This window comes from Methylophaga nitratireducenticrescens (genome assembly GCF_000260985.4).
Taxonomy (GTDB): domain Bacteria; phylum Pseudomonadota; class Gammaproteobacteria; order Nitrosococcales; family Methylophagaceae; genus Methylophaga; species Methylophaga nitratireducenticrescens.
The window spans coordinates 1,002,511-1,014,919 of the sequence record NC_017857.3 but is presented as its reverse complement, the minus strand read 5'-3'; the positions used below and the strand labels follow the sequence as shown (position 1 = coordinate 1,014,919).

Annotated in this window: 9 protein-coding genes and 1 other RNA gene; 1 reads left to right on the top strand and 9 read right to left on the bottom strand. The window is 53.9% G+C overall.

Annotated elements, in window-relative coordinates; genetic code table 11:
• The 9 genes from mraZ to rsmI form a co-directional block, all read right to left on the bottom strand.
• A complete protein-coding gene (mraZ, locus tag Q7A_RS04885) occupies window positions 1–453 on the bottom strand; it encodes a division/cell wall cluster transcriptional repressor MraZ (protein ID WP_014706224.1) in 453 nt (150 codons plus the stop codon).
• A 307-nt stretch (window positions 454–760) separates the two neighbouring features.
• On the bottom strand, window positions 761–2,062 hold the full coding sequence (locus Q7A_RS04880) for an ISL3 family transposase (RefSeq protein ID WP_014706223.1): 1,302 nt from the start codon (window positions 2,060–2,062) through the stop codon (window positions 761–763).
• 48 nt (window positions 2,063–2,110) lie between these two features.
• The gene (locus Q7A_RS04875; RefSeq protein ID WP_014706222.1) at window positions 2,111–2,995 is read right to left on the bottom strand and encodes an IS982 family transposase; all 885 of its coding nucleotides are present in this window, start codon (window positions 2,993–2,995) and stop codon (window positions 2,111–2,113) included.
• A 217-nt stretch (window positions 2,996–3,212) separates the two neighbouring features.
• On the bottom strand, window positions 3,213–3,692 hold the full coding sequence (locus Q7A_RS04870; protein ID WP_014706221.1) for a cytochrome c: 480 nt from the start codon (window positions 3,690–3,692) through the stop codon (window positions 3,213–3,215).
• Between the two features lie 48 nt (window positions 3,693–3,740).
• Complete coding sequence (locus Q7A_RS04865) at window positions 3,741–6,845, bottom strand: efflux RND transporter permease subunit (protein ID WP_014706220.1); 3,105 nt, start codon at window positions 6,843–6,845, stop codon at window positions 3,741–3,743.
• Window positions 6,842–8,182, bottom strand: a complete 1,341-nt coding sequence (locus Q7A_RS04860; protein ID WP_014706219.1) for an efflux RND transporter periplasmic adaptor subunit — start codon at window positions 8,180–8,182, stop codon at window positions 6,842–6,844. Before Q7A_RS04860 ends, Q7A_RS04865 begins: the two co-directional genes overlap by 4 nt.
• The gene (locus Q7A_RS04855) at window positions 8,179–8,796 is read right to left on the bottom strand and encodes a TetR/AcrR family transcriptional regulator (RefSeq protein ID WP_014706218.1); all 618 of its coding nucleotides are present in this window, start codon (window positions 8,794–8,796) and stop codon (window positions 8,179–8,181) included. The genes Q7A_RS04860 and Q7A_RS04855 overlap by 4 nt, the downstream gene beginning before the upstream one ends.
• Before the next feature lie 432 nt (window positions 8,797–9,228).
• Window positions 9,229–9,580, bottom strand: an RNA gene (gene rnpB / locus Q7A_RS04850) — RNase P RNA component class A.
• 24 nt (window positions 9,581–9,604) lie between these two features.
• A complete protein-coding gene (rsmI, locus tag Q7A_RS04845) occupies window positions 9,605–10,450 on the bottom strand; it encodes a 16S rRNA (cytidine(1402)-2'-O)-methyltransferase (RefSeq protein WP_014706217.1) in 846 nt (281 codons plus the stop codon).
• A gap of 92 nt (window positions 10,451–10,542) precedes the next feature.
• Between rsmI and Q7A_RS04840 the strand changes: the two genes are divergently transcribed.
• On the top strand, window positions 10,543–12,408 hold the full coding sequence (locus Q7A_RS04840) for a penicillin-binding protein activator (protein WP_014706216.1): 1,866 nt from the start codon (window positions 10,543–10,545) through the stop codon (window positions 12,406–12,408).
• The last annotated feature ends 1 nt before the right edge of the window (window position 12,409 follow it).

Here is a 12,409-nt window from a genome sequence, read left to right as displayed (position 1 = left end):
CTATATCGACAGCGTTTCGAGTTCGGCTGGCAGTATTGCGTCAAAGTCTTCTTGAAGACATGCATCCATCAATGTATTCCAGCTTTGTTCGTCCCACAGCTCAAACTTATTTCCCTGACCAATCATCACGATATTTTTATCTAAACCTGCGAATTCACGAAGCTTTGCTGGCAATAGGATGCGTCCATTGCTATCCATTTCACACTCAGTGGCATATCCCAACAGCATACGTTTGAGTCGACGAACCTGTGGGTTCAAACTTGGTAGCGCAGATAGTTTTTGTTCAACAGCTTCCCATTCTGGCAATGGGTAAAGCTGTAAACAGTGGTCGGAATGGTCAATGGTGATAACTAAACGGCCCTCGCAACAGACATCAAGATGCTTACGGAACTTGGCTGGTATGGCCATCCGTCCTTTTGCATCCAGATTAAAAGTTGCTACGCCTCGAAACACTACCTGTCCTCAAATTTAGAGATCCACAAAGATCCACTTTTCCCCACTTTCCGACACTATAGGAGTGCCACAAAATGAAGTCAAGCATCAAAATTAAGAAAATCCTCTTTTTACGACAAGGACTTAGCGTAATTTCATGAAAGTGGGGAGAAAGCCGATCAATGTAAAAATGAGGACTTATTTCTTATCAAAAAACTGGCATCGGAAGTTAAAGTAGATTCTAGAATAAAGTCAGGATTTGGCTTGATGAAAAATTTTATGGGTATCCGGATTAAGTGGTAGATGCCCCTTCTGAGCCACCAAAACCTTAATCTTCCCAGAAGGTTGATAGATCGACGCCGTAGTTCTTCTCGGACTCGGGGAGACTCATGCTGTAGGTCATGGTGGCCTTGCCCAGGAAGGGGGATTCCTTGGTCTGTGGCGTCTTCTTCTTGTGCTTGGTGGTGTAGAGCATCCGGGCTCGCATCACCTCGAATGAGTAGCCCCGACCATCGCGGTTCTTGTCCTTGGCCAGCTGGTTGATCGACTCCGTGAAGGCATTGGTGACCGGGATGTCAGTCTCGAAGTAGGTTAACATCTCCTCACGCCATCCGCTGACGGCGCTGACAAGTTCCTTCCAGACCTCCTTCTGCCCTTGCGGGATGTCGTCTATCCAGGCAGCCAGCGCCTGCTCAGCATCTCGCCGAGTGGCACAGTCCCAGATGTGGTAGAACCGCTCCTTGTGCTCGTAGGCTGCCAAGAGCTGGGGGAAGGCCCCCATCCAAGTTTCCATGATGAGACGTTCGCGGTCGGAGACATCGTGAGCCCGCTTCAGCAATATCTTCCGGTCACCCTTGAGGGTTCGGCGTTGGTTGGCCGTTAGCTCCTTCCTGAGCCCCTTGCGAACCTTCTCTAGGGCTTCGTTGGCCATATGCACAACATGGAACATATCGACAACGATGCGGGCCTGTGGCAGCACCGCCTGGACGGCACGGCGGTAGGGCTTCCACATATCCATGCTAACAATCTCGACCTTGCCGCGCTCGGTCATGCTCATGAGCCGCTTCGTCACCGCGTCCTGCTGACGACCGGGCAACAGGTCCAACAGGGTGCGCTCTTCTAGGTTGGTAAGGATGCAGCGGTAGCGGCGGTTCAGGTAAAGCTCATCGATGCCCAGGCAACGAGGTGTCTCGAAGCGGTGCCAAGCCGCCAAGAACTCGGCCTTCTTCCTGAATATCTCGCGGATAGTCTTCTCGTTGAGGCCCGTAGTGTCGGCTACGTAGGCATAGGGATGATTGAAGGACTCCTTCTCGACGTGACTGTACAGCCGCCGAGTCATTCGATGGTCGTCCACCATGTCCGGGAGCGAAGGGCGGAATGTCGTGCCGCAAGCTCGACAAGAGTAGCGTCGGCGGATCACCCAGAGGATGACCCGCTTTCCGTGGACCGGGAGGTCGCGGTAAGCGACATCACGCTTGCCGAACCTGACAAACTCATCCTCTGCGCCGCACTCTTCGCAAGCTATGGGGTCGGGAGCAACTATATGAAAGTGCAACCCGTCTTCCATTTCCATGGCATTTAGTATCTGGTACTCAGGGAGGCGCAATACGTTGTCAGGCAAGTGTGACATTTCGGGGCAAAGCTTCCTGTATCAGAATGGTGTATTCAGTAGTTAACCTCAGATCTGCATAAGCGCGCCCTTTTCATTCCTGTTCAACTTGATAGAAGGCTTCTTGGGTTGGAAGGTATAAGCCACCAATCCAGCCATGAGGTGGACCATAAAGCTGACAGGGCTGCGGTGCCGTGAGTGTTCGATTTGAGAAATATTCTTCAATTGGTCAAATATTGTTTCAATCACATAGCGTTTTCTCAACATCAACCGGTCCCATAACGTCATCAGTTGCGGTTTCATATTCTTGCGAATGCCGGTGACCAGCTTAATGCCTTGTTCGGCTAATGACTCTTTAAGTGTTTGAGACAGATAACCTTTATCGCCATACAAGGTGCCCCATAGCTGTTTGACCATGTCCGGTATGGGCTTGCGGTCATCAATATTGGCCGTTGTGATTTTTACTGAAAGTATTTCACCTTGTTCGTTCACTAACAGGTGTAGCTTGAAGCCATAAAACCAGCCCATGGTGCCCTTGCCTCGCTCTGCAACACCGCTAAAGACACGGTTTCGAGGAATGCGAATGTTGTGGCATACCGCCAGTTTGGTTGAATCAACAAAGGCGATGCCGGTTGGTTTGCCGTAACGTTGTGTCATAAAGGCACACAGGGGAACCAGCACACTTTGCAGCAGTTTCAACATGCGGGTATAGCTAACCAGTTGGGGGAAAGCTTGCTTCAAGTGCTTCCGAGCATAGTGTGTATAAAAGGTCTTGAAGTCTCTGAAGCGGAGCTGGTGAAATAAAATCAGAATAGTGATGACTTCACTTTCCGACAACTTGCCAGGCTTGTTCCGGCATTTATCTCCGGCTGCTATCTGCTGGTGTTGCCAGGCCGGGATAAATCTTTGGCAAAAATCATCGACTTCGCAATACATTTTCTCTAAATTGTACATACTTGAGCCCTTTCGTTTCTCGTTTTTGGTCAAACGATTCGATCGTGGCTCAGGCTTTTAGTTCCTCTTTTCTTATGCGCAGCTCAGGTTAGTTAACGAACTTTCACATAGCCAAGGCATGTCGGTCAGCTGTTCCAGCTCTAGAAAAAATCGAGTCGCGCAAAGACTGCATCTGTATGTGTTCCTCTGCATCCTGCTATTCATTCGAACACTCTATTCATTCGCCGTAAAAGTACGCCCTGAACTCTTCTTTGAACTCTTGGTGGCAGGCGAGGCAGTGTTTCTGCACTCGAGAAAAGGCTTCAATCACTGCTTCGCCATCCTCGTGGCGCGCCTTTTCGCCCATTTCCATCGCTGCTTCATGCACCTGCCTGTCATGTCCGCGGAAACGTGCGGCGTCGGTTCCGACAAAGCGCAGTATGCGTGTCTTTTCGGTAAACGGTGGCTCGGCATGATCGGCGATTCGGGACGCGATTTCATTTACCTGTTCCCAGTTTTCTCGGGAGATGGCCCCGACAACCTCGCGCATGTTTTGATCTAGTTCGCGCATGATGGAGCGAAGCACTAGATCCTGACTGGAGCTTTCCTGTTCACTCGCTGTGTGCTGAGCGTTATTGTCTCCCGCCATCAGCCAAGTTGGCAGGACAGTCAGGGTAATCAGTAGGATGGTCTTAACACTACAGCTTTTTAATGTCATGTTTTTCTCTCTCTTGGTGAACAATCAATAAAAGTTCTTCTGGGCTGCTTACTCTTTTGATGGCTTGGGCGCCTGAACCCAGCCCCACTCGTCAAACAGCACGTAGAGTGCAGGGATCACCAGTAGCACCAGCACGGTGGCGCTGAACAGTCCGAACACCACCGAGATTACCAGCGGTTTTATGGCCGCCGCCTGAGTACTGGTTTCGGCCAGAAGCGGGAGCAAACCGGCGATGGTGGTAGTCGACGAGATCAGGATGGCACGCAGCCGGTCGCGGCTGGCTTGGCCGGCGGCCGCCACAGCATCCAGCCCGCTCTCGCGATGAGTCTTGATGAAGTGGATCAGCAGGATGGCATTGTTGACCACGATGCCGGCCAGGGAGGCCGCGCCGATCAGCGAGGGCATAGATAGGTAGTAGCCCATGAGCACATGCCCCCAAATGGCGCCGATGAAGGCCAGCGGGATAGACAGCATGACGATTAGCGGTTCGACGTAGCTGCGGAACTGGAAGGAGAGGATCACGAAGATGCCCACAAGTCCGATGAGCAGGCCGCGGCCGATGGAGCCTCCGGTCTCAGCGGAGCGCGCCACTTGCCCCTCGAAAGTGAGCGCCACCTCGGGATAACGCTCGCGGAACTCGCTGAGCCAGCCGCTGCCGACGAGATCATCGACGATTGCCTGGCCGGTGGCATGCCGCACATCCACGTTGGCCTCCACGGTGACTGTGCGCCGCCCGTCGATACGGGTGATCCGTGCCCACTCGCGCCGCTCCTCGGCGTTGGCCACCACCTCAAGCGGCACCCGGCCTCCTTCCGGCAGGGCGATGGTCAGATCGGCCAGGTCGTCGAGAGAGGTCCTGTCCGCTTCGGCCAGGCGAATCAGCACCTCGATTTCCTGATCGCCGATGCGCAGGGTATCGGCAATCTCCCCCAGCAGCGCCGCACGCAGCTGCCCGGCCACCTCCTCGGCGGAGAGGCCCAAACCATGGGCGCCTTCGGCCATCGAGAAGGTCAATTGAGGCTTGCCCAAGCGCAGGTCGTCGAAAACGTTATAGACGGCTGCATAATTCTCTAGATGGTCGCCCAGCTCTAGCGCCGCCGTCTTCATGGCCTCCAAGTTCTCTCCGGCCAGGCGCACCTCCACGGGCACCCCGGCGGGGCCGAAGCCGGGCTCCTGAATAATCAATCGCTGAAGCCCCTCGATCTCACCGATGGCCTCACGCCAGGCGGCAGTCAGCTCGTCCAGGGTCACCCGGCGACGCTCGGCAGTCAGCAGGTCGACTATGACGGTGGCCACATGGGGACCTGCCTCCCTGGCGCTGGGGTTGTGGTTGAAGCGCACCTGAATCGCCTCGACCAGGGATGCTCCCCCCGGCTGGTCCGGAGAGTAGCGTACATCAAGCTCACGGATTGTCGCCTCGACTCGCTCGGCCACCGCCTCGGTACGTGCCAGGGGGGTACCCTGGGGCATCAGGATACGGGCCTCCAGGACATCGCCATCAATATCCGGCATGGCCTCACTGCCCACATGCCCTCCAGCCATAAAGCCGAAAGAGCCCAGCATAATGGCGAAAATGATTCCCAGCACCGCATGGCGAAATCGTATCGCCCGGTCGGCCAGCCGACCGACCGACTCGCGGAACCTGTCAAAATGTCGTTCGAATGCGACACGGAAGCGCGAGTCGTGCCCACTGGCGAGTCGTCCCACGCTGCCCTTAAGATGATGGGGCAAGATCCAGAATGCTTCGATGAGGCTCGCTGCCAGGGCGGCGATCAGCACCACCGGCAGCACTTCAAGCACCGCGCCAAGCTCACCGGCGAGGAAGGAAAGCGGCGCGAATACCGCGACTGTGGTAAGAAATGATGAAAGTACGCCGGGCAACACCTGGCGGGTACCCGCTACCACAGCTTCCACCGGTGAAGCCCCTTTCAGGGAGTGGACGGCAATGCTGTCGGTGATCACGATGGCATCATCCATGACGATGCCGATAGCCATCAGCAGTGCCACCAAGGTGATCATATTCAATGACAGCCCGGTCAGGGCCATGACGATGAAGGCCCCCATGAAGGCCGCTGGCAGGCCCAGAACGGCCCACAGAGCTAGGCGCGGACGGAAGAAGAGGCTCATTACCAGCACCACCAACACCAGCCCCATCAAGCCGTTATTCACCAGCATCTGCAGACGGTCGCGAACGATACTGGTCGCATCTTGGGTCAGCGTCAGAGAGATACCCCCGTCGAATCGCCGCCGTTCCGCCTCAAGCAGCGTTTCCAAAGACTCCTTGACCGTCAGGGCATCGTCTCGCAGCGCCTTGCTCACCTCCAGCACCAGCGCCGGCTCACCGTTGAAACGGATTCGCTCTTCAGCGTGCTCACCGGTCTCGGTGATGGTGGCCAGGTCGCCCAGGGTCAGCTCGCCGCCCCCGGCATCGGTGACCACTACCAGATCGGCCAGCTCAGCCAGAGAGCGGCGCTGGTCGGTGAAGCGCAGAAGGATATTGCGATCGGCGGTTTCCAGGGTGCTCAGTGGTAGGTCAAGGTTCTGACTGGCCACTCGACGTGCTAGCTCCCGCGCCGAGAGGCCGTGCTGGCCCAGTACCTCGCGGGGCGCTGCGACCTGCCACTGGCGCTGGGACCTCCCGTGGATTGCTACTTCAGCCACGCCAGGCAGCGTCATGATACGCTCCTCCAGACGCAGGGCGTAGTCCTCGAGCTGGTGCATCGGCATGTCGCCAGACACCGCCACTGCCGCCACCATGTCACTGCGGTGAAGCTCCCTCACTACAGGGGGGTCGGCACGGGCTGGCAGCTCGGTGATGGCGCTCACCTCGGTGTCGATCTCATTGAGGAAACGAATGGCATCTCCCCCGGCAGACATGGTTGCCGTGGCACTGGCCAGGTTGTCCTGAGCCACACAGCTGAACTCATCGAGAAATTCCACGCCTTTAACTGCATCGTGCAGGCGCCGACACACGGCGTCCTCCACGTCAGCAGCGCTGGCTCCGCGATAGACCACCTCCACAGACACTTCCACCGGGCGATAATCTGGGAAGGTCTCACGCTTGAGGTGGGGTGCGGCGAACAGCCCGGCGGCCAGCAGCAGTATCAGCAGCAGATTGGCGGCGGTGGGATGAGCGGCAAACCAGCGAATCATTGCCGTTCTCCTGACATTACTACGCCCAGAGCCCGGGCGGTCAGGCGTGCCTCGAGCGCCTCGTCACGCCGCGGCGCCAGCGTCATGCCGGCCAGTGCTGGCTGCAGGTCGTCGACGATGACCCGCTCGCCCGGGGTGAGGCCCGACTCGATCACTGCCAAGTCTCCCTGATTGAAGACTACGGACACCGGGCGCCTGACCAGACGATCGTGCTCGTCAGCAAGGTAGATCTCACCTTGATGGAGGGCCGATGCGGGGACCACGAGTTGTGCTACGGGACTGGGTGCCGAGAGGCGCACTCGGGTGTACATGTCGCGCTGTAGTGGCGGATGGTCAGGTGGCCGGGCATCGCGCCAGAGCTCCTCAACCCTTACGACTACTCGCACGGCGCGGGTGGCCGGGTCGAGGCCGCTGGCTACGCGCACCACCCGACCTTTCCAGCTAACCCCGGGTGCTCCGACCAGTTCCAGCTCAGCATCGATCGAGTCAAGATCGATGCGCTCACTCAGATCCAGGGTGCCGGGCTCGAGCTCGACCGGCGCCACACTGCCCAGGAGGCGTCGTACCATGCTAAAGGGAAGGCGTGCCTCTACCTCGGCGGCCGCCAGGCTATCCGCCTCGAACAGCCGCTGGCCCGCACCCACGAACTGGTGAAGCTCTACGTCCACCTCACCGAGGCGCAGGTCGTAGGGCGCCTCGAAGCGGGTATCCGCCAAGTCACGGCGCGCTTGGGCAAGGCGCACCGATGCCCGCTCGCGCTTGGCTGGCAGCAAGAACAAGGTATTCTCCAGAGTGGCCACCGCCTGGCGCTGCCCCACAGTGCTGCGACGTTGAGCATCACGCTGAGAAGTGGAGACAGCACCGGTGGCCGCCACCCGCTCGATTCGTGAAAGTTCCTGCTCGGCGAGATCGAGTGCCTGGCGTTCCAAATCCAGTAAACGCAGGGTATTGATCTCCTCTACCTCGAGCTGAGCCAACTCCGCCTCGGCCTCGGCGATAGCCAGCTCGTAGCGACTCGGGTCCAGCGTCAGCAGCAGGGTGCCTTCGCGCAGCAGGGTGCCGCTCTCCAGATGCGGGTGGCGCTCCACCACCCGGCCCGAGACGTTGGCGACGGCTTGCCAGGTTTCGGCAGGGCGCGCCACGCCGTGGCCACGTGCCTCAAGGCATAACGCCAGTGGCTGCACCTCGATCACTGCCACCACCTTGGGGGCAGGTGGTGAGTCGCTGTGCTCGGGAGCCTGTCGATTAACCACGAAAAAGACCAGAAGCGCCGCACCGATGGCGAGACCAATAACTACCGCCAAAAAACGCCCTAAGCGTTGGGTCAGGCCTGTCATGGGTATGCCCTTTTTGCTTTCTGGATGCCATGACAGTAGATGTGGAATGCCCCCTGGGCCTGCTTGGTCATATGGTTCATATTGCCGATAATCAGCGACTGCATGACCAGCCCCTGAATGGTACCGATGAACTGCGTGGCAGCCGTCTCAATATCCAGATCTCGACACAGCTCGCCAGCCTCCTGCGCCTCGTTCAATAATCTCTCGATCCGCTCACGGTAGAGAAACAGCAGCGAGCGAACCATACGTCTGGCCGGCGTCGGCCGAGCATGCTGCAGCTGCCCCATCATCAGCCGGGGCACGCCCGGGTGCTCGACGATAAACGTGATATGGGCATGGAACATCGCCTCGAGCGCGGCCAGCGGGCTATTCGCCGATGCAGCGGCTTTATCTAGCCGTTTCATCACACGTTCGGCCACCCTGCCGATGACGGCCTCCCAGATGGCGTCCTTGCTTGGAAAGTGGCGGAACAGCGCACCTTGGGTGACCCGCATGTGTTTGGCGATGCTGCCAGTGGTGATATTGGCTGGATCATCCTGCGCGCTCAGGTCGATGACCGCGTCTACAGTGAGCTCCCGGCGTTCTGCAGCCGTCAAATTACGTTTCTGAGTCATAACAAGCCTATAAGGTAGTAATTGATTACTATCTTATAGCGACCTAGTCTACGACGCAACTAGAGTCTGATTGAGTGCATATTCGATACGTAACTACATTCTGTGTCGATCCGTCAGAGACCTGCACTGCACATATCTAGCTAGCCGCTGATTGAAAAAAGGGCCATTCAAGCTGAAAGATTATCGGCATGACATTCGTCACCGAGGCATTCAAGGATTCGCACGACCTGGCTGAATCGAATTTTTCATCAGCCTTTCGTGAACCCTTCTCGGGATGTGAAGCAGCAGCGGCTTTGAGGCCCCCGCTTCCAACTTTTCCTGCCAACCAGGAAATACGGAGAGAACGAAGCGTGTGCAGGTGTTAGTAAAACACCGGATACGCCACTTAATCCGGATACCCAATTTTATCTGGGGATTAATGAATAGCAAAAAAGTTTGAGATGGCCGATAAGCCGGGTTCTGTCGTGGACAATCATTCATCTGGGACAGATGTTACCATCTGCCTCAAGCAACCTACCCGGGAACCATGCGGGCCGCATGTCATGCCGAAGCATTTGTTCCTCTATTTGGTCTTGCTCCTGGTGGGGTTTACCATGCCACTTCTGTTACCAGAAGCGCGGTGCGCTCTTACCGCACCCTTTCACCCTTACCTGAACTACATTCAGGCGGTTTACTCTCTGTTGCACTGGCCGTGGACTTACGTCCCCCAGGCGTTACCTGGCACCTTACCCTGTGGAGCCCGGACTTTCCTCACTTTTGCAAGCGCGATTGTCTGGCCATCTCAACCAGCTATTTTACCGGAGCAGCATTATTTTTGCTGAAGTTTCAACGCCATTTCATATGCTTTGTTTTTCTTGATACCGAGAATGGAGGCAGTAATGGCCGCAGCCTGTTTTAAAGGCACTTCATCTAACAGGATTTGTAACACTCTGACCTCTTCAGCCTCATCTCTATCGACAACTGTTGACTGCCCCTCAACCAGTAACACAATCTCACCTTTTTGGTGATTTGCATCATTAATAACGACGTCGACTAATTCAGCCAAAGGCAAGGTGACAATAGTTTCAAACATTTTGGTCAGTTCACGTGCCAGACAGGCTTTTCGCTCGCCACCAAACACCGTCAGCATATCCTGCAAACTGGCTACCATCCGTTTAGGACTTTCATAAAAAATCAGTGTACGGGGTTCATTTTCCAGACTTTGTAATGCCTGACGACGTGCGGTCGATTTTGGTGGTAAAAAGCCTTCAAAGGCAAATCGTTCTGCTGATAATCCTGAAGCGGATAATGCAGCAATAACGGCACACGCGCCTGGGATAGGAATTACTTTAATTCCCTGCTCACGTGCCATATTCACTAATCGATAACCAGGATCACTGATTAATGGTGTACCGGCATCCGAAATCAACGCAATTGATTCACCTGCGGCAATGCGTGTTAACAATAATTCACTGCGTTGTTGTTCATTATGTTCATGCAATGAAATAGTGGAGGTTTCAATTCCATGGTGCTGCAACAAATATTTGCTGTGACGGGTATCTTCAGCGGCAATCACATCTACTGAAGACAGAACTTCAATAGCGCGCGCTGAAATATCCGCCAGATTTCCAATTGGGGTGGCAACGATATAAAGAGCGGCTGTAGTGTCTTTCACTGTAAATATCCTGTAAAGAAAGATTGATTCTGGTCGTAATATACGTGAACAGGTAAGATGATGCCTTCTCCGAATTAAATTTGATGTAGCTTATGACGCAACGATTTTCCACCCTGTTTATGTTGTTGGTATTACTGGCTTTAACCGCTTGCCAACCGATATCAATGGATACCAAACCATCAGCCCCAGAGATGACTTCATTAATTTCTGAAGCAGAAAAACGGGGTGATTATGCGGTGGCTGCAGAAGATTATCTTGCCCAGGCGGCGGAATCTGAAGGTGCACTCAAGTCGGCATTTCAATATCGCGCGGCCATGATGCAGTATGAGTTAGGTGAATTGGCTGAAGCAGATGCATTGCTTGCTGAAACCAATCTCGAACAACTTTCCTCACGTGAACAACTTACAGCCAATTTACTGCGTGCAGATATCGCCGTATTGAATCTGGATGGTCAGCGCGCATTAACGCATTTGGATAAGATTGATTTTAACAGTGCCAATCAAGCACAGCAAAAACGTATTCTGGAGCTGAGGATCACCGCTTACGATTTGACTGAAAACATGTTGGAAAAGGCCCTGGCCCATATCAAGTTAGATCCAAAGCTGCCTGAAAGTGAACGGGAAAATAATCATCTCGTATTGTGGCAGACATTACTGAAAATGACACCGCAGGCACTGGATTTATACAATCCTGGCCAACCACCCGCTGAAGATAGTGGCTGGTTTGCTCTGGCGTATGCCTTTAAAGCCTATGAAAATAATCCTGAAGCAATGGAGGTCGCCATTGAAGACTGGCAATACAGCTATCCAAATCACCCAGCTGATATTGAACAATTAAAAAAATCCATAAAAACACCACTTCGGCTGCCTGAAAAACTGGACCTAATTGCTATTCTGTTACCCGATTCAGGCCCAGCAGCCAATGCAGCTCAAGCTATTCGTCAAGGGATTATTGCAGCCCATTTTAACGCCCGCTCTAATGTCCGTCTACAGTTTTATGATGTGCGCACAGACAACACAGCTGATTCAAATAATGTGATCACTCAATATGAAAAAGCCGTTGCTGATGGTGCAAACATTGTTATTGGACCACTGGATAAAACTTCAGTTGAGTTGCTGGCTAAACATGATGAGTTGACGATTCCTGTTTTGGCTCTTAACAGAATCAATGAAAATAAAACTACTGAGCAGCATAACTTTTTCCAATTTGCTCTAGCCCCTGAAGATGATGCACGAAACCAAGCCGAATATGCCAAGAAAAAAGGTTATCAACGAGCAATAGTCTTGAGTCCCCGAAATGAATGGGGTGATCGTGTTGCAGAAGCGTTTACAAATGAATGGCAAAAATCAGATGGCCAGATTGTAACTCGGGCCAAATATGACGAATCTGAAAACGATTATTCACATATCCTGACACCAATTTTAGGCGTGGAAAATAGTAATCAACGTTATCAGAATTTACGCCGTACATTAGGGCTATCTTTGGAATTCGAACCCAGACGACGTCAAGATGTGGATTTTCTGTTTATGGTAGGTCGTCCTTTGAAAGCTCGGCAGCTATTAACCCAACTGCGGTTTTATCGTTCGGGCCAACTACCGATTCTAGCAACATCTCATGCCTATGGAGGTGAACCAAATGCTCGACAGGATATTGACCTTAATGGTCTGATTTTCACTGAGATACCTTGGATGTTTAGCGAGCAATCGGAACAGGATCCTGCCTATGCTGCAATTCGTCGACAGGCCTCTGGCGATGTTGGCACCTTTATCCGTTTGGCAGCACTTGGAGTTGATGCCTATCGCATAATTCCTTTTCTGACAGCAATGAGTCATTCTGAAGATGAAAAATATAATGGTGCGACCGGTGTGTTGACTGTCAACCAACAGGGCCAAATTGAACGAACGATGACCTTTACCACCATACAGAATGGGTTAATTGAACCGTTAAACAATGAATGAG